Origin of the sequence: uncultured Tateyamaria sp., from assembly GCF_947503045.1 — a bacterium.
Lineage (GTDB): Bacteria > Pseudomonadota > Alphaproteobacteria > Rhodobacterales > Rhodobacteraceae > Tateyamaria.
Window position 1 is genome coordinate 1 of the sequence record NZ_CANNCF010000002.1, and the last position, 23,067, is coordinate 23,067.

Genomic DNA, 23,067 nt, shown 5'->3' on the forward strand with positions numbered 1-23,067 from the left:
GGCCGGACACATGACTGCTTCTGACAAGTGCACAAATTAGATCAAAAAGGACTTGCTATGCAGGAGCCATCCACACATGCCATTCGTCGACTGTGCAAAAATCAAGGCTGTTCGAACTCACAGTCTGCGGGACATAGCGGCCCTTCGGTGCGGCTGCGCCAAGGTCCGCTTTGCAGCATCAGCGCGGCCCGCACCACGACCCGCATGATGTATGAGGCGGCTGAGCGTCAAGTACCCGAGAAAAGTCCAAATGCGTCTTTTTAAACCCCTGAAGGCGCAAATCGTAAACTGATTTCCAGGGCCCTGTTAAGGCTCGTATATCCGATAGGGCCGGTAGTCCCATTATCGCTGTGAGGGGTTGCGATGCTGACAAAAATGCCGTTCGCTGCGGCAGTGCCAAGGGCAGACTGAGAGACACGAATTAGCTGTATCAATTGTTTAGAACATGACGTAGCGTTAATTACGGGAAAAATCCCGTATATGAGATTCATGGCAAAAAAATTTCGACTTTGGCCGAATTGTTAGGATATGCGCCTGATTTTCAGGGGCTTAGCAGCTGAGCTTACAAAAACCCAAAGGGCCCGCATCTTGTGAAGGGTGGCCCCTTTGCCAACCTCCCAGCCGTTGCTTTTGGCCGCTCTCGGTGACCTTAGCATGGCGGGACGTCGCCGCAAGAGCTGAACCTACGAAGAGTAAGAGGCAATTATGACTGACATTATTAAGCAGGCGAAAGAATTGACAGGGTTTGTTGGCTCAGCTCTTAAGTTCTCGAAGCATCGTTTCAATAAAGGAAAATTTTCTTCAAAAACAATTGGTAGCCTAAAGAAAATGGAAAAATCTGCCATAAAGCTTTGCTCGCTGAAGGAGCCCCAGTACGAAGGTATGGGTTGGGAACTAGATTTCATAATTAAAGAAGCTAGGGGGCTACTAAAGCAAGATGAAGTTAAAAAAACGAAGGACGATCCCCACTATAACGTTCATTCTTCGCTCACTTGGGCATATCCAATCGCAGTGCATATGCATTCAGCTGTACAGAAGCTGGAGAAAGAATACGAAAAATCTGGTGCGGCTCAAGGGCTTGTCGAAGCTGATATTGTCTTAGACGCTTCCAATTGGGAAAATCAGTCCCTCGACAAAAACTCTATTGAAATCAGCGTTCGGTCACAAAAATCACGGGAGGCGACATTCACGAAGAAAATGTCAGGCGGACGCGTTCGAGTTCGAGGCGTGATGATCCCGGAGAAAGGCTACGTCCATGTCAAAATCAAACCTGTTGCCAAGAAGCTGAAAGTGAGTGAGCGAGGTATCAATTATGCGTTAAAGGGCAAACAATTAACGTTGTCCGCGGAGCTTCTGCCTACTAAAGTTCCGCTTGAGGTCGAAGGCCTCAAGCAAGCAAGTAAAAAATTTGGTGATAGCGCTGAAATCGGCCTAGGGCTTGAGTGGGGGGTGCTTTCGGCTGGTGGGAAAAAAATTACCAATAAAGAAGCAGCAACGATGCAATCCACTAAAGTCAAACAGAGTTGGGTGTTCAAAGTCCCAAGTGGCGGCATGAAACTATCTGCCAAATAGTGGACTTACCCCGTTATAGCTCCGGTCGACGCACAAACACTTTTGCCAATAGTATTAAGTGAATTGGCTTGATTTCCCCGAAGCGGACTTTTGTACACCACACGCCTACCGTCAAAATTGGGCTCAAAGCCGTCACTCGTTGAAGTGCTGCTCTGATCTAACAGGATCGGAAGCAAGTCAAGGATGCCAGTAAATCGACAGTCCGCCTAACCGAGTTGCCAATCTGATTGGTCTTGGCATTACAGGCCGGCGGCACAATACGCTCGCCCTCAATACGCACAAGAGACGGCATCATCATTGCCATCACTAAGCCGACCGCCCCGCACTTTCTTCTTCTCCATTTGAAGTGCGGCATGCCATCAAGACCCGGTGACGTATCGCCACCCTGAAACGGAGACCCCCATGACCACGCCCAAAATCGCACAAAAAGCCCCTTATCCTGTCGAAGTCGAAGCCGGAAAATCCTATTTCTGGTGCGCCTGCGGGCATTCGGCCAACCAGCCGTTCTGCGATGGGTCGCACAAGGACACCGGGATGAACCCGGAAAAATACACGGCCGAGGAAAGCAAGAAGGTGTTCTTTTGCGGCTGCAAGGCGACAGGCAAAAGACCGCTCTGCGACGGCTCGCACGCCAAGCTCTGATCCTTATCCCCGTAAGGCGGAGGTGTCATCTGCCCGCCTCGACCTCACGCGATACTTGCAATTTGAATTATATGTTCTATATTTGTTCTTCCGATAGAGAGCGGAGAACACGATGTCCTATCACGCGCATCAGCCCGGCCTTTTCGACCCCGCACAGGGGGCCTTGCCGATCAAGACGCCGGAGGCGGCGACGGAAAAGCAGATCGCCTTTGCCCGCGCGCTTGCAGCCAGAACGGGGCAGGTATTGCCCGCCGCACTGTTGCGAGACAAGGCGGGTCTGTCGGCGTGGATCGACCGGGTAAAACAGGCACCTCAGGGCAAGTTCTCGGCCTACCCAAGCGCCAAGCAGGTGCAGTTTGCAGAACGGATTGCCCGCCTGAAACGGCGCCAGATTCCGGCGGAGTGTTTCAAGGACAAGGTAATGATGTCGCGCTGGATCGACGGGAACAAACCGCGCTAATGCGGCCTGCGGCGCAATGCCTCTTTGGCCAAAGCGGCCCCGGCCCTACATCCCAAATATGACCGACGAAACCCGCGTTCTTTACAATGGCGACTGCCCCGTGTGCAGTTTCGAGATCAACCACTACGCGGCCTATGCGGATCGCTCGGCCCTGCCCATCCGTTTCGAAGATCTGAACCATGGCGCGCTGGACGACTGGGGGCTGAGCCGGGATGACGCCGCCCGCAGGCTTTATGTTCTGAAGGGCGGGCAGATGTATCGGGGCATTCCAGCCTTCATCGTGCTGTGGCAAGACATGCCGCGGTACCGCTGGCTGGCGCGGCTGGTGGCGCTGCCCGGGGTGCACCGGCTGGCCTGTCTCACCTATGACCATATCCTTGCGCCGTTGATTTATCACTGGCACCTGCGTCGTGTTGGCGCGACGTCAACACAATCGTGACATTTGCAGGCCTAGACTGAGGCGGTAACCCTTGTCAGTCTGAGCCGATGCCGTACCCCTATTCCATGCGTGAAACTCTTGCAGATGCGTCGATTCATGTGTTGGGTCTGTTACTTGCCCTTGGTGCGGGCGTGATCCTGCTGATCCATGTGGCGCAGACCGAAGGTCCGACCCAGATCGCCGCCACCAGCATCTATGCCGGGTTCCTGTTCTTTTCCTTTGTCGCTTCTGCTCTCTACCACCTGTTGCCGGGCGAGACTTTGCGCCCACTCTTTCGCCGCATCGATCATGCCGCGATTTATTTCAAGATCGCAGGGACTTACACGCCGCTCGTGGTGCTGATCGGATCGGCCTTTGCCTATGTGGTACTGGCGGGGGTGTGGCTGGTGGCGCTGATTGGCGCCGTGGCCAAGCTCAGCTTTTGGGCGGCGGATGCGCGTGGGTCGCTGCCGGTCTATCTGGGGATGGGCTGGGCCAGTCTGTTGCTGATCTGGCCCATGACACAGACCTTGCCCTCTGTCGCTGTCGGGCTGATCATCGGGGGCGGTGTGCTGTATTCACTTGGCACACTTGTCTATCGCTATCCGCAGATGCGGTATCAGAACGCGGTGTGGCACGGGGTCGTGCTGGCCGCCTCGACCTGCTTTTTCGCCGCCGTTTCTGTCAGCGTCTCAGCCTGAGCGGGCGGCCAATTCGTCGAAATCATGCGCGTTGCGGCAATAATGCGGGGTTGCGGATACCGTGCCGACCTGCTCGGCCAGCCACTGTTCACAATGTGTGGTCTGCGTGCAGCCGGAACATCGGATCACAAGGTCCGAGATGTCAGCAGGCGAGAGGTCCCCGCGCAACGCGATCTCTTGCAGATCGATCCCCCGCGCGGCTGCCATGTTGTCCACAACGGTTGCGTGACGCTTGAGACGGGTACTGGACATGAGAAACACTTCCTTCCAACGGGATGAGGTTGCGAAGAGGATGCCGGGTGGGTCCGCAGGCGTCCTTGATCCAGATCAAAGACTGTCCAGATAGGCCCGCACGCAGGTCTGCACGTGGCGGAACCGATCTCCGCCCAGATGCTTGCCACCATACCAGCGAGTCACCACGACCAGGTGATCCTGCAGCCCTTCGCGCTCGAGCATGCGCAGGATCACCATCCCCGCGCCCGTCTCGCCGTCATCGCCCTTGATCGGACCGCCCACGCTCAGACAGGCGCCCCATGTGTTGTGGGTGGCCTTGGCATAGCTCCGTTCCGACTTGAGCAGGGCGAGGCCTGCGTCAATGCCCGCCCGGTCGGTCACCGGACAGCCCGAAACCGCATATTTCGATCCGCGATCCGTCAGAATGCGGCCCAACTGTTTCAAGGTAGGGTTTCCCGGACCAGACGACACACGCATGGCGTGCTAGGCACAGTGCATTGAACGATCATCCAATTTTCTGTCACCGGATTTCACCCATGCCCATTTTTGACAGCGTCCCCGTGGCTGTTTTGAACGCAATCGGTCTGTTTGGCTTTGCCTTGTACATTCTGAACTACAGCCTTCTGACTCTGCATTGGCGCACCAGCAGCTGTGCCACCTATTTCGCCATCAATCTCGTGGCGGCCAGCTGTGTGCTGATCGGGCTGGCCGCCAGCTTCAACCTCGCCGCGGCGTTGATCCAGATCTTTTGGGTGATCATGTCCAGCGTGGGGTTGGTGATGCGCTTGCGCCGCGGCGTGTCGCGCGTCGCGTGAGACCTAAAGCCCCGCCGCCGTCCGGCGCACCGTTTCGATGCGCTGTGCATTGGGCGGGTGCGTTCCAAGGAATCGGTCACCGGGATCAGGAATACGGTTGAAGAATTCAGAGCCTTTGATCGGATTGTACCCCGCCCGCGACGTGATCACTGTACCCAAAGCATCGGCTTCAAGCTCGAAATCCTTGGAATAGGACCGCGCTCCCACTTGCGCCCCGATCCGCTGTGCGGATTCGACGGCCGAAACGTCGCCCCCGCCGATCGAGGCCAGACCACCAAAGATCACCGCACCCGCCGCCGCGTTCTGCCGCTGCCGGGCAATATGACCACGGATGTGGTGCGCGGCCTCGTGGCCCATGACAAAGGCGATTTCGTCGGCGTTGCGCGCCTCGTCCAGCAGCGCAAGGGTAAAGACAATGATCGGGCGTTCGTTTTCATCCAGCGTCTGGAAGGCGTTGGCAGGCTGGTTGGGCCGGTCGTCCACAAGAATGCGGAAGTCGCAGTTCACACCATTGGTGCGCGCGCGGCATTCGCGTTCCGCAATCGGTTCGACCCGACCCACGACACTGGCAAAGGCGCGTCCTGTCTGGTCGCGGGTGCGCAACTCGTCGGGCACATCGGCGGGCGCGGTCGCCGGCCCGGTGGAGGTGGGTGCTGAGCTGATGACGACATCATCACACGCCGCCACAAAGGTCAGGATCGCCAAAGCGGCCACAAATCGGATCATAACACATTCCTTCTTCAACCACGCCGGACGCACATCTTGGCCACCAGCCAGTTCCTGAATACCACGCAAATATGCGGGTTGCAGCCCCGATCAACCCTTTGCCCCATAGCGGGCCACTCTTTGCAAAGTGGCGCACATGTTTTAGCCTTGCCAAATGTTTACGATCGAGCACGAATTTGACGCAACGGTGATCACGCTGGTGGACGAGGGCGCGGCCCCGCTGCAAGAGGATGTGATCGTCAACAGCTTTGCAGAATGTATCACCGTCGAACAGTTCGACACACGCACTGATCAGGTGGTGCGCATCACGCTGTCACCCGAACAGGTGCGCGATCTGGCCGCCGCCCTCGATCTGCCCGAAGGGGTCTATCAACTGCGGCAGGTCGACTGAACAGGTCTGGAACCGTGACCTGTTTCTGCTCGCCACCGCCCAACCAAACGAAAGGCCTGCCCCATGTCCGTCGGCACTCATATCCGCACCTATTTCAACGGCGCATGGCATGACGAGGATGTCGCCATCATGCGCGCTGCCGATCATGGCAGCTGGCTTGGCACCACCGTGTTTGACGGGGCGCGGTACTTTGACGGGCGCGCGCCGGACCTCGAGGCCCATTGCGCGCGGGTGAATGCCTCGGCCGAGGCGCTGATGATCACCCCGACCCAATCCACCGAACAGATTGTCGACATCGCCCGCGAGGGTCTCAAGGCCTATGGGCCGGACGAGGCGGTCTATATCCGCCCGATGTACTGGGCGCTGGACGGGGACGCCTCTGGCATCGTGCCGAAACCGGAGGCGACCGGGTTTGCCATCTGTCTTGAGGCCATACCAATGGCCGACCAGAACGCCTCGACCACGCTTGGGCGCACCCGGTTTCGCCGCCCGGTGCTGGAGGACAATGTCGTAAACGCCAAGGCAGGCTGCCTCTATCCCAACAACGCCCGCATGCTGACCGAGGTCCGCGCACGCGGCTTTGGCAATGCGCTGGTGGCCGATGCGATGGGCAATGTGGCGGAAAGTGCGACGGCCAACGTGTTCATGGTCAAGGATGGCGCCGTGTTCACGCCGATCCCCAACGGCACGTTCCTGGCCGGGATCACCCGCGCGCGGCACATGACAAACATGCGCGCCGACGGGATGGAGGTGCACGAATCCGTCCTCGGCTTTGCCGATTTTGCTGACGCGGACGAGGTGTTCCTGTCGGGCAACATGATGAAAGTCACACCCGTGACCGCCTTTGAAGATACGCAATATCAGGTTGGTCCGGTCACCCGTCGTGTGCGCGAGATGTATTGGGATTGGGCCGCGACCATCTGACAACCCTCAACTTTCCATTGCCACTGGCCCGTTGGGCCGTCATGTTGGCCCCTGCAGATCAAAAGAGGCCTGACATGCGCAAATTTCTAGTGGTTCTCGATGACAGCCGTGAGTGTCTGAACGCCATGCGCTTTGCCGCGATGCGCGCGGCCCATACGGGGGGTGGTGTAGCGATTCTGTCGGTGATTCCGCCGGACGAGTTCAACCATTGGATCGGCGTCGGCGCCGTCATGCGTGAGGAGGCCCGCGAACGGATTCACGCCCATTTCGAGGTGTTCGCCAAGTGGATGCGCGACAAACAGGGGGTCGACCCGCAACTGGTCATCCGCGAGGGCCCGCCTGTCGACGAAATCATGGCGCAGGTGCACGAGGACGGCGAAATTGGCGTTCTGGTGCTGGGCGCGGGCACCGACAAGAAGGGCCCCGGCCCGCTGGTCACCCAACTGACCCGCAATGCAGGCAATCTGCCCATCCCGATCACCATCGTGCCCGGTGATTTGAGCAAGGAACGGCTCGAAGCGATCACCTGACACGCTTGTGCGCCGATCACGCCTGCGCACAGCCCGCTGCGCAGTTTAGAACCGTTCCAAACCTTGACTCAGCCGCTGCGCAGGCGCATATCCGACAGAAGCACTCAGGAGATGCGCCATGTTCATTCAAACCGAATCCACACCCAACCCGGCCACGCTGAAATTCCTGCCCGGCCAGACCGTTCTTGAGGTCGGCACCGCAGATTTCCCGACCGCCGAGGCGGCGGCCAAGTCGCCGCTGGCGCAGCGTGTCTTTGCCGTCGAGGGTGTGACAGGCGTGTTCTTTGGCACCGATTTTGTCACGGTGACCAAGGCCGACAGCGTCGATTGGGACCACATCAAACCGGCCCTTCTGGGTGCGATCATGGAGCATTTCCAATCCGGCCAGCCGGTGATGGATGACGGCCACGCCCCTGCGTCTGGCCATGCAGAACATGATGGTGAAGACGGCGTTGTGGTTGGTCAGATCAAGGAATTGCTGGACAGCCGCGTGCGCCCCGCCGTGGCGCAGGATGGTGGCGACATCACCTTCCACGGCTTTGACCGCGGTGTGGTCTACCTGCACATGCAAGGCGCCTGCGCGGGCTGCCCGTCCTCGACCCTGACCCTCAAGATGGGCATCGAGAACCTGCTGCGCCACTACATCCCCGAGGTCACAGAAGTGCGTCCCGTTGCCGTCTGAGACATTCACGGCCCGCTGTTATTGCGGCGCCTCACGACTGACGATCCAAGGGCCATCGGAAACGGTGGCCTATTGTCATTGCAGCGATTGTCGCCGCTGGACCGGCGGACCGGTCGCCGCCTTCGCCGCCTTTGACGAGGCCGCCGTGGTCCCCAATCTGCCCGATCGCCTTTTGCAACTGGGCGGCGTGCGGCGCTGGACTTGTGAAACCTGCGGATCACCTTTGGCCGCCGCCTTCGACTACCTTGCCGGGCAGGTCTATGTCCCACTCGGGATCATCGATCAGGCCGATGCGCTGGCCCCCGTCCTGCACAGCCACGCGAACAGCGCGCTGCCCTGGTTGCATATCGAAGACGACCTGCCGCGCTCGCCGGGCACCGCACGCACCCGCCTGCGAGGGCCAGCAACATGAGCGCACCGCTGATCCTCGGCTTTGACACGTCCGGGCCTCATTGCGCTGCGGCTTTGACCTTGGGCGAGACCCCCTTGCGCGCCGTCGGAGAGGACATGGCGCGCGGACAGGCCGAACGGTTGATGGATCTGTTGCAAGAATTGCTAACCGCTGAGGGCAAGACTTGGGCCGATCTGTCGGCCATTGCCGTCGGGACCGGACCGGGCAACTTCACGGGGCTGCGCATCGGCGTCTCAGCTGCGCGCGGGCTGGCCCTGGGCCTTGGTATTCCGGCCTACGGCGTGACCGGATTCGACGCGCGCGTGCATGCCGCACCCCAGGGTCGCACGATCACCATCCCAGCACCCCGCGACATGGTCTATGTCCACGATGAGGGCGACGCACACCTAATCCCCGCAGACGCCGTCACCGCACCCGCACCAGCGCCAAGCCCCGCCGATCTGGCGGTGGGCGTCGCCCTTCATGCGGCGCGCATCTGGCCCGCCTCCGCGCCGCCGCCTGCGCCCTATTATGTCCGCCCGCCGGATGCCGCCCCGGCCCGCGATGCGCCGCCGCGCGTGCTGTCGTGACGCCGCAAAACCTCGCCGATTTGCACGCCGCAGCCTTTACACAAGACAGGCCGTGGTCGGCAGAAGAGTTCGCCGCGCTGCTCGACAGCCCACATTGTCACCTGACGGATGCCGCCCATGGCTTTGCCCTGTGGCGGGCGGTTGCGGGTGAGGCGGAACTGCTGACCATCGCCACCCATCCCGACCATCGCCGTCAAGGCGTGGCGAAGGCGCTGATGCAACGCTGGATGGGCGACGCCCAGACCCGCGCCGGAACGGCATTCCTCGAAGTGGCGGCGGATAACACTGCGGCCATAAGGCTTTATGCCCGGTTCGGCTTTGACGAAGTGGCGCGCCGCACAGGCTATTACAAACGCGCGGGTCAGGCAGTCGATGCGCTGATCCTGCGCGTGGACCTGCCCGTTTCCAGCTTTCAAAAACCCATCGACAGCCGGTCACGCTAGGGCCAGTTCAGGGGCAAACAGCACACCGCACAAAGGTTCAGCGTATCGCAAGGTCAGCCCGTGATGCCTGCCCGTGCCACTAAAAAGCGGTTGACCCCACCCCGCCCCTGCGGCCTAATCCCGCCTGATCACTGCGATCCCGGGCGCACCGTGCTGCTGGTGCCGCCCCAAACATAAAACACGGGAGACATGTCCACATGACACTCATGCAGAAATTCCTCGGCGCAAGCGCTGCACTGGCCCTGACGGCAGGTGTTGCCACTGCCGATCCCGCCCTGATCTTCGATCTTGGTGGAAAATTTGACAAATCCTTTAACGAAGCGGCCTTCAACGGCGCCAAGCGCTGGGCCGACACAACCGGCGGCACATTTCGCGAAATCGAACTGCAATCCGAAGCACAGCGCGAGCAGGCCCTGCGCCGCTTTGCCGAAGCGGGCGCGAACCCGATCGTCATGGCAGGCTTTGCCTTTGCTGACGCACTGGGTCAGGTGGCGGCGGATTATCCCGACACCAAATTCACCATCATCGACATGGTCGTTGACGCACCGAACGTCCGCTCGGTCGTGTTCAACGAGCATGAGGGGTCCTACCTTGTCGGCATGATGGCCGCGATGGCTTCGGAATCCGACACTGTCGGCTTTATCGGCGGCATGGACATCCCGCTGATCCGTAAATTCGCCTGCGGCTATGCCCAAGGCGTCAAGGCTGTGAACGCGGATGCCACGATTGTGGCCAACATGACCGGCACAACACCAGCCGCGTGGAATGACCCCGTCAAGGGTTCCGAACTGACCAAGGCCCAGATCAGCCAGGGTGCTGACGTGGTCTATGCCGCGGCGGGCGGCACTGGCGTGGGCGTGCTGCAGACAGCCGCCGACGAAGGCATCCTGTCCATCGGCGTCGACAGCAACCAGAACTACCTGCACTCGGGCAAGGTTCTGACATCGATGATGAAGCGGGTGGACAACGCCGTTTACGAGGCATTCTCGGATGGCGTTGACATGGAAACCGGGTTCCAGGTGATGGGTCTGGCCAATGGCGGCGTCGGCTATGCGCTGGACGAGCACAACGCCGATCTGGTCCCTGCCTCCATGCGCAACGCGGTGGACGAGGCGTCGGACAAGATCGCCAGCGGCGAGTTGGCCGTGCATGACTACATGTCGGATGACAGCTGTCCTGTTCTGGACTTCTGATCTGATCCGATAACATTCGGGCCGTGCCGCATGTTCTTGTGGCGCGGCCCTTTTGACTAGCCGGGAAACAAATTGATATGACCGCCCCCGCCATTGAACTCAAAGGCATTTCCAAAGCCTTCGGTCCGGTACAAGCCAACAAAGACATTTCGATCAGCGTCATGCCGGGCACGATCCACGGCATCATCGGCGAAAACGGCGCGGGCAAATCAACGCTGATGTCGATCCTCTACGGGTTTTACAAGGCGGACGCGGGCGAGATCTACATCGCCGGAAACCGCACCGAGATCCCCGACAGCCAGGCCGCCATTGCCGCCGGTATCGGCATGGTGTTCCAGCACTTCAAACTGGTCGAGAACTTTACCGTTCTGGAAAACATCATTCTCGGGGCCGAAGATGGCGGGTTTCTGAAACCGTCGCTGGCCAAAGCGCGCAAGTCGCTCATCGAACTGGCCGCCGAATACGAATTGAACGTCGACCCCGACGCACTGATCGAAGAGATCGGCGTGGGCATGCAACAGCGGGTCGAAATCCTCAAGGCGCTCTATCGGCAGGCCGACATCCTGATCCTGGACGAGCCCACCGGCGTGCTGACCCCGTCCGAGGCCGACCAGCTGTTCCGCATTCTGGGCCGCCTGCGCGAAGAGGGCAAAACCATCATCCTGATCACCCACAAGCTGCGCGAGATCATGGACACAACCGACACCGTCAGCGTGATGCGGCGCGGCGAAATGACCGCGACGGTCAAGACGGCCGAAACCTCGCCCGAGCATCTGGCCGAGTTGATGGTGGGGCGCAAAGTGCTGCTGCGTGTCGACAAGACGCCTGCCAAACCGGGTGATGTTGTTCTTGATATCAAAGGCTTGCGCGTCGTTGACGATCAAAAGGTTGAACGGCTGCGCGGCATTGATCTGCAGGTGCGGGCCGGGGAAATCCTTGGCATTGCGGGCGTGGCGGGCAACGGCCAGTCCGAACTGCTTGAGGTGCTGGGCGGTTATGCGCACGGCACCGGCACAATCACCCTGAACGGGCAACCGGTTGAACTGTCCGGCAAAAACTCGGATGGTCGCTCGCGCCGCGCGCGCGGCATCGCACACGTGCCCGAAGACCGCCAGCGCGAAGGTCTAATCATGGACTTTTCGGCGTGGGAAAACACTGCCTTCGGCTATCACCACGATCCTGCCTATCAATCCGGCATGCTGTCCAACAACGCCGCGATCAAGGCCGAAACGCAAGCCAAGATGGACCGCTTTGACGTCCGCCCGCCGCATCCGCATCTGGCGGCCAAGAATTTCTCTGGCGGCAACCAGCAAAAGATCGTTCTGGCCCGCGAGATCGAGCGCAATCCCGACCTGCTGCTGATCGGCCAGCCCACACGCGGCGTGGACATCGGGGCCATCGAATTCATCCACCAGCAAATTGTTGCGCTGCGCGATCAGGGCAAGGCGATCCTGCTGGTGTCGGTCGAGCTGGAGGAAATCCTGAGCCTCGCCGACCGCGTCGCCGTCATGTTCGACGGGCAGGTCATGGGCGAGCGGATGCCGGAACAGACCAATGAAAAAGAGCTCGGCCTGTTGATGGCCGGAGTAAGCGGGGACGCAGCATGAAACGCTATTTGACGGCTTTGGCGGTGGCGGTGACCTGCGTGGCCACCACAGCGACCAGCCAGACCGAGTTGGACCGCTTCGACATCTCGATCAACGCCGAAGACGAGACCGCCCAATCCACCCTGATGACACTGGCCACGACATTCGCAATGATGGCGCCGCGCACCTCGGGCCAGCGCAAGGCCTCACGCCTTGAGTTCCGCTCGGGCAACGGGTTGGTCGAAGACGGCGCCGCCTCGGAAAAGCTGCGCACCGCTCTGCCAGGACCGCTCGCCAACTCCATCGCACAGGTCGCATCCGTTGCCAGCCCCTGTGACGTCTCGCGCCACCGCTTTGACGACACGGATGTGCTGATGGTGATCCACGACAGTGGCGTCGGCCAGCCGCAGGACACGCTGCGCTGCTTTATTGCGGGGCTGTGGGTCTATCACGCAGGCAGCACCGAGAGCATTTCGGTGGACGACTGGCGCGCGCCTTATGCACGCATCCTTGCCTCTCTGGCCGGGGGGCGGCCCGCCTTTTCCGGCTTTGTGGTCGAGGAGAACTGACATGGACGTGATGCCAAAATGGGCCGAGGTCACCCTTGTGCCGCTGATCTCGCTGCTGCTGGCGGCGATCCTGTCGGCCCTTGTGATCCTCGCCATCGGAGAGGACCCCGTCGCCGCCGTCAAACTGATGGTTTCGGGCGCGCTGGGGTCGACCTATGGCTGGGGCTATACCCTGTATTACGCGACGAATTTCATGTTCACCGGGCTGGCTGTGGCTGTCGCCATTCACGCGGGCCTGTTCAACATTGGTGGCGAGGGTCAGGCGATGCTGGGCGGGCTTGGCGTTGCCCTTGTGTGCCTGTTCATTCCATGGCCACATTGGACCATCGCCGTACTTGCCGCCGTGGTCGGTTCGGCCCTGTTTGGCGCACTTTGGGCCGCGATCCCAGCCTATCTACAGGCCAAACGCGGCAGCCATATCGTGATCACCACGATCATGTTCAACTTTATCGCCGCAGCCGTGCTGAACTACACGCTGGTCAACGTACTGCGCCCTGCGGGCAGCATGGACCCTGCGACCGAGCGCTTTCCCGAGGCCGTGCATCTGCCCTCGTTGCATGAACTGCTCGCGCCCTTTGGCATCGCCTTTTCCAAGGCTGCCCCGGCCAATGTGTCGCTGGTGATCGCGGTGATCGCCTGCGTGCTGGTCTGGCTGCTGATCTGGCGCACGCCGCTGGGTCTTGAGATCCGATCCTATGGCAAATCCCAGCGCGCGGCGCGCTATGCAGGCATCGGCGCGGTGCGCATCACCATGATCGCCATGCTGATCTCGGGCGGGCTTGCGGGCATGATGGCCATCAACAACGTCATGGGCGAGGCCGAGCGTCTGGTGCTGAACGCCGTCGAAGGCGCCGGGTTCATCGGCATCGCCGTGGCCCTGATGGGGCGCAGCCACCCGGTGGGTGTGTTTCTGGCCGCGATTCTCTTTGGCTTTCTCTATCAGGGGGGCGCCGAACTCGCGCTTTGGACGTCGATCCCGCGTGAATTGATCGTCGTCATCCAGGCTCTCGTGATCCTGTTCACCGGCGCACTCGACAACATGGTGCGCATGCCGCTTGAACGCATATTCCTGGCGCTGCGCGCATCCCGCAGCCCCAAATCGACAGCGGCGGAGTAAGGGACATGGGATTTTTCGCACTCTTTGATCTGTCCGTCCTCGACACCACCGTGCGGTTGGCCACGCCGCTGCTGCTGGCCTGCCTTGCGGGGCTGTTTTCCGAACGGGGCGGGATTTTCGACATCGGTCTTGAGGGCAAGATGCTGGCGGCGGCCTTTTTCTCGGCGGCCCTTGCGGCGATGACCGGGTCGGTCTGGATCGGGTTGCTGGCCGGGGTGGCTGCGTCGCTGGTTCTGTCTGCCGTGCATGGGCTTGCCTCGATCACCTTCCGAGGCAACCAGCTGATTTCGGGCGTTGCGATCAATTTCCTTGCCGCGGGCCTGACCGTGCTGATTGCCCAAAGCTGGTTCCAGCAAGGTGGGCGCACCCCGTCCCTGATCGGTGGCGGTCGGTTCGAGCCGATCACCCTGCCCTTTGCCGAGGCCCTCAGCAACGTGCCCGTTTTCGGGCCCATCTATGCCGAGCTGATTTCGGGGCACTCGATCCTTGTCTATGTCGCGCTGCTGTGCGTGCCGGGCACGTGGTACATCCTGTTCCGCACCCGATTTGGCCTGCGCCTGCGTGCCGTGGGCGAAAACCCCGCAGCCGTGGATACAGCGGGGGTGTCGGTTGTCACCTTGCGCTTTGCCGCCGTGGGCATCTGCGGGATCCTGTGCGGCATTGCCGGGGCCTATCTCGCCACCGGGCTGCAGGCAGGCTTCGTCAAGGACATGACCGCCGGGCGCGGGTTCATTGCACTTGCGGCCCTGATCTTTGCCAAATGGCGGCCCTGGCATGCGCTGTGGGCGACGCTGTTGTTTGGATATCTGCAGGCCATCGCCCTGCGGCCCGACATCATCGAGGGCGCGCTTGGCTTCAAGGTACAGGTGCAATTGCTGGATGCGATGCCCTACATCCTGACCGTTGTCATCCTCGCCGGATTCGTCGGCAAGGCGATTCCGCCCCGTGCGGGGGGTGAGCCTTACGTGAAAGAACGCTGACAGACCCTGTCGTAGGTCCAGTTTTCCGACTTTCACATCGCCAGTTTGCTGCAGAGCGGCGAGACACCTTGATTTACCCGCGCCGGAGCGCCAAAGAAGGGTATGCAAATCTACCTCCCCATCGCCGAGGTTTCGGTCAATGCGTTCCTCCTGTTGGGGTTGGGCGGCCTGGTGGGCATTCTTTCGGGGATGTTCGGGGTCGGCGGCGGATTTTTGATGACGCCGCTCTTGTTCTTTATCGGCATCCCTCCGGCCGTGGCCGTGGCCACCGAAGCCAACCAGATCGTGGCATCGTCCTTTTCCGGGGTTCTGGCCCATCTGAAACGAAAGACGGTGGACCTCAGGATGGGCTGTGTCCTGCTGGTGGGGGGCCTCATCGGGGCCGCCCTTGGCGTGGTGCTGTTCAACTATCTCAAGTCGCTGGGACAGGTCGATCTGCTGGTCAAGCTTTGCTACGTGCTGTTTCTGGGCATCATCGGCGGGCTGATGTTCATCGAATCCCTGAATGCCATCCGCAACACCAAGAAGGGCAAAGTGCCCACCCGCAAGAAACACAACTGGATCCACAAACTGCCATTCAAGATGCGGTTCCGGGTGTCGGGCCTTTATATTTCGGTCATTCCGCCGGTGCTTGTGGGGCTGTGCGTGGGTGTTCTGGCCGCCATCATGGGTGTGGGCGGCGGGTTTATCATGGTGCCTGCGATGATCTACCTGCTGGGCATGCCGACCAAGGTTGTTGTGGGCACATCGCTGTTCCAGATCATCTTTGTGACCGCATTCACGACCATGCTGCACGCCACAACGAACTTTACCGTCGACATCGTGCTGGCCGTTCTGCTGCTGGTGGGTGGCGTCGTCGGGGCGCAGATCGGCACCCGCATCGGGGTAAAGATGAAGGCTGAACAGCTGCGCATCCTGCTGGCCCTGATGGTGCTGGCGGTCTGTGGCAAACTGGCCTTTGACCTCTTGGTCACGCCAAGCGAATTCTTCACCATCGCTGCGTCAGGAGGCCACTGATGCGCACTCTGTTCGCCCTTTTGCTGCTGATCCTGCCAACAGCCATCACCGCCGAAGAAGTGGTGCTCGGCCTCAGCCAGGACGAGGTGGCGATCACCACCAGCTTTGACGGCTCCGAGATTTTTGTCTTTGGCGCGGTCAAGCGCGAAACCACAATCCCCGAGGGTGATCTGGGCGTGATTGTCACAATCTCTGGCCCGCCGCTGCCCGTCACCGTGCGGCGCAAGGAACGGCGCTTTGGCATCTGGGTCAACACCGAAGGCGTCGATATCGAAGCCGCACCCAGCTATTACGCAGTGGCCACAAGCGGGCCGTTCGACGAGGTGCTGAGCATCCGCGACAACCTGCAATACAAAGTCTCAGTCCCCAGCATGATCGAGGCTATCAGCGCACCGACCGAAGTGATCGACGCCAGCAGCTACGTGAACGCGCTGCTGCGCATTCGCGAACGGGCGGGCAGTTTCCTGTTGCTCGAAGGGGCTGTGGTGGTGGACGAACAAACCCTGTTCCGCACCCGCATCCAACTGCCCTCGGCGCTGACAGAAGGGGCTTATGCGACCCGCATTTTCCTGACCCGCGACGGCGTGGTGATTTCCGACTACGAGACCAGCATCGACGTGCGCAAGGTCGGACTGGAACGCTGGCTGTTTTCGCTCAGCCGCGAACAGCCGATGGTCTATGGGCTGATGTCGCTGGCCATCGCAATCTTTGCCGGTTGGGGCGCGTCTGCCGCGTTTTCCCTGCTGCGCAACTGATCGCCGCTGCCGTGTCGGAACGAGGGGCCAGCCCCTCGCGCTCCTCGTGGTATTTTTCGTCAGAAGAAACTCTGGTCAGAACTCCGGGTCCGGTGCATCTAAAGTGAGCGGGGCCGCTGGCGTGCTGCGCAGATCATCGACCGTCAGAGGGCCTGTGGGCTTGGCCAGGCGGTTGCGCACCACCCAGATCAGCCGTTCCTGCGCGCGGGTAATGGCCACATAGGCCAGCCGCTTCCACAAAGGTTGGCCCGCCTCGCTGCGCCCCATGCGCGCCGCGCCGTAGAGGTCCGGGGCAAAGACCTGCACCGTGTCCCATTGCGAGCCTTGCGCCTTGTGGATGGTGACCGCCGCCCCGTGCAGGAATGTCGCTCCCATGCGAGCTGCGAAGGGGATGAACGGTTCCTCTTCATCCGGCTTTTCGATTTTGACGATGGAGGCGGCGGACACTTGCGGGTCTTCGGCGCCCATCACGTGCAGACGGGAAAAGCCGGGCTTGCGCCCCTCGCCCAAGAATATCACTTGCGCGCCCTTGATCAGCCCGCGCGCCTCGAGGTCGAGCCGTTTCTTGCGGTGTTTCAGCGGCAGTTCCAGCCCGTCGCAGATCAGTGGCTCGCCTTCCAGCAGCGCGTCTTCGGGGGCGCCGTGGACGTTGCGAAAGGCGTTGATCAGCCGGATGCGCGTGGCGTTGCGCCAGACCAACACAGGGCTGCGCGCCATCAGATCAACCTCGACCCGCTGGCCCCAGACGACGCGGTCATCGCGGGCAGCGGCCTCTTCCACCATCTTTTCGAAGCGATAGAAATCGACTTCCGGGTCGGACAGTGCATGGGCCAGATCAAGGATCGGGTTGCCCTCCGCCTGTCGGTGAATGCGGTTGAGATGCAGCACGCGGGGGGCGGGCAGCTTTTCGAACACCATGGTGCCGGACTGGTTCACCGGGGCGAGCTGCGCCGGATCGCCAAACAGCAACAGGGTGGGAAAGATCTCCTTGAGGTCTTCGAACTGCTTGTCATCCAGCATCGAGGATTCGTCGATGAACCCGATGTCGAGCGGCTCTTCGCGCCGTTTCCATCCCGTAATGAAGTCCGAGCCGCGCAGACCTGCGGCCGCCAAAGCGCCGGGGATGGATTTGTTGGATTGGTAAAACGTATAGGCCCGGTCGAGCGCCATCTCGGTCAGCCCTTCGACTTCGGGGCGTTCGCCATTGCCTGCAAGCCACTCGGCGATCCGTTCGTATTCGGGGTCATAGACGGGCGTGTAGAGAATCCGGTGGATCGTCGTGGCCGGCACGCCGCGAAAGCGCAAAACGCTGGCTGCCTTGTTGGTCGGGGCGAGGATGGCGAGGGTGCGCTTGTCGCGTCTTTTGCGGGACTCGTAGTCGCCCGAGACGATATCGACCCCTGCCGCTTCCAACGCCTTGTAAAGCTCGGCCAGCAACAACGACTTGCCCGAACCGGCCTTGCCGGTGATCGCCATCACGGAGGTGGCGGAGGATTTCGGCGGGGTCAGAAGGGCGTCGTCCAGATCAATGCCCGCACTGCGCAGCATGTCCGTCACGGCGTCATAGGCACCGGCCTGATCATCGGAAAGGGCAAGGGACGTCGTCATGGCGCGACCCTACAGAGGGGCCGCACCATGGACCAGTGCGATCCGACGGATCGCGGTATCAAATCAGTCTATGGTCAGGCGCTGCGCGCAAATGTGATGGGGGTCTGCGCGCCAAAGGCGTGGTCAAACCACTGGCGTGACCGCGCAAGCGGAACCCCTGCCCGCTCGGCCACTTTTTCGGCGGCATCGGGGTCGAAATGCCATAGTCCGACGCTGATCTGATCGCGCCCGGTTCCGGCGCTGCCCAGCACTTCGGGCGACGACCCGATCATGCGATAGATGCGCACCATGCGGGCATCAAAGACGCCGACAAAATGCTCCACACCGAAATTCTGCATGATCTCGCCGCCGCCCAGCATCAGGGCCGCTGCCACATGTCCTCCGGCACCGCGGGTCAGGCAGAACCGCGTGCACTCCCAAATCGCCGGGCTGGTTATGGGGCCCGAAATGAGATCGCCAAAGTGTTCATTCACCATTGTGCGTCCCGTTGTGGGTAGAAACCGCATGGAACCGCCATGGCTGCCATCGGGTTCTTCCCAGATCACGTAAAGTGGATTGAGATCGTCATATTCGTCACGTTCGCAGCCTTCGGCGTCGACGTTCACCTCCCAGCCGAGCCGTGTTTTGAACTGGTCCGCGCGGTCGCGAAACATGGTGCGGGCAAGTTTGGGGTAATCGACGAGATCAGAGGCATAAACGTAACGCAGCATTTGGGAACTCCTTGTCAGACCGGGGAAGGCATGACCGAAGTATTACCCAAGCGTTCGTTAACACCTGTTCATATATGCGAACGACAAGTTCTCCCCCCGCGCAACGGGGGGTTTCAGACCACGATCAACCCGCGACTCATCGCGCGGGCAACGGCGTGGGTGGTGTTCATGGCACCCAGTTTGAACCGGGCACTTTCGATATAAACCCGCAAGGTATGTTCCGATATCGACAGCGTGTCGGCCACCTGTGCGCGGCTGTATCCCATGGCCAGTAAGGTCATCGCGTCGATCTCGCGCGGGCTGAGGGCCTGGGATTGTTCGGGGGTGCGTTCGGGTTCGAAATCCAGTGCTTTTTCGTTGAAGTAATGCGCGATCAGGATCAGATCCCGCCGGTGAAGTTCCGTCCATTCCGCCCAATGTGCGTCGTCGCACGTGTGGTTGACGGTAAAGAGTGCAAATTGCCCGTTTGGCCCCCGTATGGGTACCGAGAACCCCTGATTGCCGACGCCGTGTTCGATGGCGTCGCTCTTGAAAGCACGGGCTGCCTTGCTGGACCAGTCAAGGCGTTTCCAGTCCACGGGGTGAAAGCGTTGAAAGCAGCCAATGATGACCGGATCCACGCGAAGATAGTTGAGTTCCAAGTAGCGATTGCGCCAAGTGTCCGAATACGTTCCGCAGCCATACTGATCTCCTGCTGAGTCCACCCAGTGATAGATGACATGATCGATCTGATAGTGGATCCGCAGGGCTTCGGTCGCGGCCTGAAGTCCTGCAAGCCCCTCAGCTTGTTCCAGCTCCTCCAAGATGGCTTCCAACGGCTGTGTCGCCGTCATGGCGCTGAGCATTTTTAACATCCTTCATCGCGGCGATCTCGGCCATTGCGACGATTGCAGAGTCATCCAACTGTTCTGCCAGGATTGGCATATTGTTGGCGCGGGCAAAGGTCTTGAGGTCCGTTAGAACGTCCAGTATCCAGTCACTTCTCATGTACAGACTCACTTCCCAGTGGTTAACGAAAGATTAACACAACTATAGCATGTGCTATTCCTTTGGTAAAATTCGCCTATTTCTACTCCCCAGAAATAGTGAGGGTCGAATTTCTAACCCCTTGAAGGCAATCATCCGCCTTTGAAACGAAGAACACCCGCGAAACCCAGAGGTGATTCGCGGGTGTAAAAACTCGCCTCTAGCGTGTATTACAATTAACGTCGTGCCTCAAGAGCGTCTTCGAGCGTGCGCAGACCCATCTTGGGGGACTGGACCAGAACGCTCATGTTGCCCGGTTTATGCTCGTTGCGCAGCATCTTCATGTGCGCCAGCGGCAGGTCTTCCCAGGTGAAGACTTCGGACATGCACGGATCAAGGCGGCGCTCGACCATTAGCTGGTTGGCGGCCGAGGCTTGCTGTAGGTGCGCAAAGTGGCTGCCCTGCAGACGTTTTTGGTGCATCCACATATAACGGACGTCAAAGGTGCAGTTGAACCCGGTGGTGCCCGCGCAGATCACGACCATACCGCCCTTTTTGCACACGAAGGTCGAGACAGGGAACGTCGCCTCGCCGGGATGCTCGAACACCATGTCGACATTCACGCCCTTGCCGGTGATGTCCCAGATCGCCTTGCCAAACTTGCGCGCTTCCTTGAACCACTCTGCGTACTCGGGCGTGTTCACCGTGGGCATTTGCCCCCAGCAGTTGAAATCCTTGCGGTTGAGCACGCCCTTGGCGCCCAGATCCATCACAAAGTCGCGCTTGCTTTCATCCGAGATGACGCCGATCGCATTGGCCCCTGCCGTGTTGATCAACTGGATCGCATAAGACCCCAGGCCACCCGACGCGCCCCAGACCAGCACGTTCTGGCCGGGCTTGAGGTCGTGGGGTTCGTGCCCGAACAGCATCCTGTAAGCGGTGGCAAGCGTCAGCGTGTAGCACGCGCTTTCCTCCCAGGTCAGGTGCTTGGGGCGCGGCATCAGCTGCTGGCTTTGCACGCGGGTGAACTGGCCAAAGGACCCGTCCGGTGTCTCGTAACCCCAGATGCGCTGGGTGGGCGAATACATCGGATCGCCTCCGTTGCAGTGTTCGTCGTCGCCGTCATCCTGGTTGCAATGCACCACGACCTCGTCGCCGACTTTCCAGCGTTTGACCCGGTCCCCCACGGCCCAGACGATGCCCGCGGCATCCGATCCGGCGATGTGATAGGGTTGCTTGTGCCCGTCAAAAGGGCTGATCGGCTGGCCCAGAGCGGCCCACACGCCGTTATAGTTCACCCCTGCGGCCATCACGAGAACGAGCACATCATTGCTGTCCAGTGTCGGCACATCGACCACCTCTTGCAGCATGGCCGTATCAGGGTTGCCATGGCGCTCGCGGCGGATCGCCCATGCATACATCTGCTTGGGGACGTAACCCATCGGGGGCATTTCGCCCATCTCGTACAGGTCTTTTTCGGGTGCCTCATAGGGCGCGATGGTTGTCTCAGGTGCAAGGTCGAGTGCCATGTCAGCCTCCGGATCAGAAATACATGCCGCAGTGCAGAATCGCGGCGTCTGAGGGTTGAATATGACCCTACACGCAACAATGCAACAACTCTAATGCAGATTTTGTAATTTTATGACTTTGCGTGCGCAGAAAGTTTTTCTGCAACTGCGACATCTTCCGGCAAGAGATGCGCTATGGAACGGGCATAGAAGATCACGACATCCTCCTGCCCCGGTTCAACAGTCCAATGCCCATCATCTACTCTCAGGATACCGCGGCGGCTGAGGCCAGTCAGACCGCGCTGGATTTCACCGGCAAGCTCGTCCTGCGCGATATCGCAGTTTCGCTCCGGCGCCTGCGCCATGAGCGCGCGCACCTTGTCCTCCAGCACGTTGACCTCAACCCGTTCCTCGCGCAGCAACACATGGGATATCAAAGGCACCGCCAGAACCGGCATCACCGCGCCGATCCGCTCCATTAGCGTGTGGGACAGCGCATCGACATCCGTCAGCCCGCTGTCGGCCAGCCTGACAGGTGTGCCAAAGGCGACCGCTGCACTGCCGAACCGGGTGTCCTTGCCCCGCACGCGCTGCCAGAACTTGCGAAAGAAGGCCCAGACCACGACGCTGATGCGCGCACCAAAGCGCCGGTCGCCACGCTTGCCTGCCGCAATCAAAACGCGATCTTCCAGCACCCGGTCATAGTTGATCGCCACAGGCACAAAGGCGATGTCACGGCTGGGATCGGCGGCATAGGCCTCGAGCACATAGGACAAAAGCCCCATCTTGGGCGGTTGCAGCGCGCCGGTGACGGTCAACCCGCCCTCGGGAAAAATCGCCTGGGTCACGCCGCCCTGCGTCGCCATCTGTACATAGCGCGCCAGCACCTTGCGATAGAGTGCCCCGCGCGAGTGGCGCCGGATGAAATACGCGCCCCACAGCTTGATCATCAAAGACAGCGGCCAGACCCGCGCCCATTCGCCCACCGCATAGGACATCGTGGTGTTGCGCGAGGCGAGATAAGTGACGAGCACGTAATCCATGTTGGAGCGGTGGTTCATGATGAACACCACCGTCACATCCGCCGGAATATCGGCAAAGACGCGATCGTTGCTGTCCGTCCGTCTGATCCGATAGACCGCATTGGCCAGCAGCCGCGCCACCCGCATCGCAAAGCTGAAATAGGCAAAGGCCGAAAACCCCGGCACGATCTCACGCGCATATTCCCGGGCCTTCTGGAACGCAACCGCCTCGGGCACACCGTTTTCCTCGGCATAGTTCACGATCTCGCGCGTGACCTCGGGGTCGTAGATCAGCCGCTGGATCATGTCATGGCGCTGCGCCAGCTTGAACGGTTCAATGGGCCGCGTGAGCCGGGTGTTGAGCCGCGCCACCGCCCGCTCAAAGCGGCGACGGAAAAACCAACGCACAGAAGGAAACAGGAAGTGCGAGGCAAAGGTGACCGTGGCAAACAGCACCATCAGCACGAATAGCCAGAGCGGAAGTTCTACGGTCATGGTCATTGCCTTGGACATTCGC

General features: G+C 60.4%; 30 protein-coding genes. 21 read left to right on the forward strand and 9 right to left on the reverse strand.

What is annotated here, in order from left to right; translation table 11 throughout:
- The first annotated feature begins 597 nt into the window (after positions 1-597).
- The 6 genes from Q1A89_RS23490 (at position 598) to Q1A89_RS08450 (ending at position 3,793) form a co-directional block, all read left to right on the forward strand.
- Positions 598-681: a VPLPA-CTERM sorting domain-containing protein gene (locus tag Q1A89_RS23490; protein WP_366524488.1), complete on the forward strand. Its 84-nt coding sequence runs from the start codon at positions 598-600 to the stop codon at positions 679-681.
- 24 nt (positions 682-705) lie between these two features.
- Positions 706-1,572 carry a hypothetical protein gene (locus Q1A89_RS08430; RefSeq protein WP_299726224.1) on the forward strand — a complete coding sequence of 289 codons (867 nt, stop codon included), beginning with the start codon at positions 706-708 and terminating at the stop codon, positions 1,570-1,572.
- 402 nt (positions 1,573-1,974) lie between these two features.
- Complete coding sequence (locus Q1A89_RS08435; protein ID WP_299726227.1) at positions 1,975-2,214, forward strand: CDGSH iron-sulfur domain-containing protein; 240 nt, start codon at positions 1,975-1,977, stop codon at positions 2,212-2,214.
- A 112-nt stretch (positions 2,215-2,326) separates the two neighbouring features.
- A complete protein-coding gene (locus tag Q1A89_RS08440) occupies positions 2,327-2,674 on the forward strand; it encodes a hypothetical protein (protein ID WP_299726229.1) in 348 nt (115 codons plus the stop codon).
- Positions 2,675-2,732: 58 nt separating this feature from the next.
- A complete protein-coding gene (locus Q1A89_RS08445; protein WP_299726231.1) occupies positions 2,733-3,113 on the forward strand; it encodes a thiol-disulfide oxidoreductase DCC family protein in 381 nt (126 codons plus the stop codon).
- A gap of 65 nt (positions 3,114-3,178) precedes the next feature.
- Positions 3,179-3,793: a hemolysin III family protein gene (locus Q1A89_RS08450; RefSeq protein WP_299726233.1), complete on the forward strand. Its 615-nt coding sequence runs from the start codon at positions 3,179-3,181 to the stop codon at positions 3,791-3,793.
- Here the strand turns inward: Q1A89_RS08450 and Q1A89_RS08455 are convergent.
- Both Q1A89_RS08455 and Q1A89_RS08460 read right to left on the reverse strand, forming a co-directional pair.
- Complete coding sequence (locus Q1A89_RS08455) at positions 3,785-4,045, reverse strand: DUF6455 family protein (RefSeq protein ID WP_299726235.1); 261 nt, start codon at positions 4,043-4,045, stop codon at positions 3,785-3,787. The genes Q1A89_RS08450 and Q1A89_RS08455 overlap by 9 nt on opposite strands.
- A gap of 75 nt (positions 4,046-4,120) precedes the next feature.
- Positions 4,121-4,471 (reverse strand): YigZ family protein, encoded by a 351-nt coding sequence (locus tag Q1A89_RS08460; RefSeq protein ID WP_299726238.1) that lies wholly within the window; start codon positions 4,469-4,471, stop codon positions 4,121-4,123.
- 92 nt (positions 4,472-4,563) lie between these two features.
- On the opposite strand from Q1A89_RS08460, the gene Q1A89_RS08465 reads away from it, so the two are divergent.
- The gene (locus Q1A89_RS08465) at positions 4,564-4,842 is read left to right on the forward strand and encodes a hypothetical protein (RefSeq protein WP_299726241.1); all 279 of its coding nucleotides are present in this window, start codon (positions 4,564-4,566) and stop codon (positions 4,840-4,842) included.
- 3 nt (positions 4,843-4,845) lie between these two features.
- Here Q1A89_RS08465 and Q1A89_RS08470 read toward each other — a convergent pair whose 3' ends face one another.
- Positions 4,846-5,568 (reverse strand): M48 family metalloprotease, encoded by a 723-nt coding sequence (locus Q1A89_RS08470; protein WP_299726244.1) that lies wholly within the window; start codon positions 5,566-5,568, stop codon positions 4,846-4,848.
- Between the two features lie 154 nt (positions 5,569-5,722).
- Here Q1A89_RS08470 and Q1A89_RS08475 point away from each other — a divergent pair, with 154 nt between their 5' ends.
- The 14 genes from Q1A89_RS08475 (at position 5,723) to Q1A89_RS08540 (ending at position 16,736) form a co-directional block, all read left to right on the forward strand.
- Positions 5,723-5,959: a hypothetical protein gene (locus tag Q1A89_RS08475; protein ID WP_299726247.1), complete on the forward strand. Its 237-nt coding sequence runs from the start codon at positions 5,723-5,725 to the stop codon at positions 5,957-5,959.
- Positions 5,960-6,022: 63 nt separating this feature from the next.
- Positions 6,023-6,883, forward strand: coding sequence for a branched-chain amino acid aminotransferase (locus Q1A89_RS08480; protein ID WP_299726250.1), 861 nt, complete (start codon positions 6,023-6,025; stop codon positions 6,881-6,883).
- 74 nt (positions 6,884-6,957) lie between these two features.
- Entirely contained in the window at positions 6,958-7,413 is a 456-nt protein-coding gene (locus tag Q1A89_RS08485; protein ID WP_299726253.1) for a universal stress protein, read from the forward strand.
- A gap of 118 nt (positions 7,414-7,531) precedes the next feature.
- Positions 7,532-8,095: a NifU family protein gene (locus Q1A89_RS08490; RefSeq protein ID WP_299726256.1), complete on the forward strand. Its 564-nt coding sequence runs from the start codon at positions 7,532-7,534 to the stop codon at positions 8,093-8,095.
- A gap of 64 nt (positions 8,096-8,159) precedes the next feature.
- Entirely contained in the window at positions 8,160-8,507 is a 348-nt protein-coding gene (locus Q1A89_RS08495) for a GFA family protein (RefSeq protein ID WP_299726259.1), read from the forward strand.
- A complete protein-coding gene (tsaB, locus tag Q1A89_RS08500; protein ID WP_299726261.1) occupies positions 8,504-9,076 on the forward strand; it encodes a tRNA (adenosine(37)-N6)-threonylcarbamoyltransferase complex dimerization subunit type 1 TsaB in 573 nt (190 codons plus the stop codon). Before Q1A89_RS08495 ends, tsaB begins: the two co-directional genes overlap by 4 nt.
- Positions 9,073-9,519: a GNAT family N-acetyltransferase gene (locus Q1A89_RS08505; protein WP_299726263.1), complete on the forward strand. Its 447-nt coding sequence runs from the start codon at positions 9,073-9,075 to the stop codon at positions 9,517-9,519. The genes tsaB and Q1A89_RS08505 overlap by 4 nt, the downstream gene beginning before the upstream one ends.
- A 197-nt stretch (positions 9,520-9,716) precedes the next feature.
- Entirely contained in the window at positions 9,717-10,712 is a 996-nt protein-coding gene (locus Q1A89_RS08510; protein WP_299726266.1) for a BMP family ABC transporter substrate-binding protein, read from the forward strand.
- 77 nt (positions 10,713-10,789) lie between these two features.
- Positions 10,790-12,319, forward strand: coding sequence for an ABC transporter ATP-binding protein (locus Q1A89_RS08515; protein ID WP_299726269.1), 1,530 nt, complete (start codon positions 10,790-10,792; stop codon positions 12,317-12,319).
- Positions 12,316-12,867: a hypothetical protein gene (locus tag Q1A89_RS08520; protein ID WP_299726272.1), complete on the forward strand. Its 552-nt coding sequence runs from the start codon at positions 12,316-12,318 to the stop codon at positions 12,865-12,867. The genes Q1A89_RS08515 and Q1A89_RS08520 overlap by 4 nt, the downstream gene beginning before the upstream one ends.
- Position 12,868: 1 nt before the next feature.
- Entirely contained in the window at positions 12,869-13,984 is a 1,116-nt protein-coding gene (locus Q1A89_RS08525) for an ABC transporter permease (protein WP_299726275.1), read from the forward strand.
- Positions 13,985-13,989: 5 nt separating this feature from the next.
- Positions 13,990-14,964: an ABC transporter permease gene (locus Q1A89_RS08530; RefSeq protein WP_299726278.1), complete on the forward strand. Its 975-nt coding sequence runs from the start codon at positions 13,990-13,992 to the stop codon at positions 14,962-14,964.
- Positions 14,965-15,066: 102 nt separating this feature from the next.
- A complete protein-coding gene (locus tag Q1A89_RS08535; RefSeq protein ID WP_299726281.1) occupies positions 15,067-15,981 on the forward strand; it encodes a sulfite exporter TauE/SafE family protein in 915 nt (304 codons plus the stop codon).
- Positions 15,981-16,736 (forward strand): TIGR02186 family protein, encoded by a 756-nt coding sequence (locus Q1A89_RS08540; protein WP_299726284.1) that lies wholly within the window; start codon positions 15,981-15,983, stop codon positions 16,734-16,736. The genes Q1A89_RS08535 and Q1A89_RS08540 overlap by 1 nt, the downstream gene beginning before the upstream one ends.
- A 75-nt stretch (positions 16,737-16,811) precedes the next feature.
- Here the strand turns inward: Q1A89_RS08540 and Q1A89_RS08545 are convergent, their stop codons facing one another.
- The 6 genes from Q1A89_RS08545 to Q1A89_RS08570 all read right to left on the reverse strand — a co-directional run bounded on the left by Q1A89_RS08545 (position 16,812) and on the right by Q1A89_RS08570 (position 23,045).
- A complete protein-coding gene (locus tag Q1A89_RS08545) occupies positions 16,812-18,344 on the reverse strand; it encodes an AAA family ATPase (RefSeq protein WP_299726287.1) in 1,533 nt (510 codons plus the stop codon).
- Positions 18,345-18,418: 74 nt separating this feature from the next.
- Complete coding sequence (locus Q1A89_RS08550; RefSeq protein WP_299726290.1) at positions 18,419-19,054, reverse strand: acyl-homoserine-lactone synthase; 636 nt, start codon at positions 19,052-19,054, stop codon at positions 18,419-18,421.
- A 113-nt stretch (positions 19,055-19,167) separates the two neighbouring features.
- Positions 19,168-19,887 carry an autoinducer binding domain-containing protein gene (locus tag Q1A89_RS08555; protein WP_299729092.1) on the reverse strand — a complete coding sequence of 240 codons (720 nt, stop codon included), beginning with the start codon at positions 19,885-19,887 and terminating at the stop codon, positions 19,168-19,170.
- Positions 19,835-20,041, reverse strand: coding sequence for a hypothetical protein (locus tag Q1A89_RS08560; protein WP_299726293.1), 207 nt, complete (start codon positions 20,039-20,041; stop codon positions 19,835-19,837). The genes Q1A89_RS08555 and Q1A89_RS08560 overlap by 53 nt, the downstream gene beginning before the upstream one ends.
- Positions 20,042-20,256: 215 nt before the next feature.
- Positions 20,257-21,549, reverse strand: a complete 1,293-nt coding sequence (gene ccrA / locus Q1A89_RS08565; protein WP_299726296.1) for a crotonyl-CoA carboxylase/reductase — start codon at positions 21,547-21,549, stop codon at positions 20,257-20,259.
- A gap of 110 nt (positions 21,550-21,659) precedes the next feature.
- On the reverse strand, positions 21,660-23,045 hold the full coding sequence (locus Q1A89_RS08570; RefSeq protein ID WP_366524462.1) for a 1-acyl-sn-glycerol-3-phosphate acyltransferase: 1,386 nt from the start codon (positions 23,043-23,045) through the stop codon (positions 21,660-21,662).
- Between the last annotated feature and the right edge of the window lie 22 nt (positions 23,046-23,067).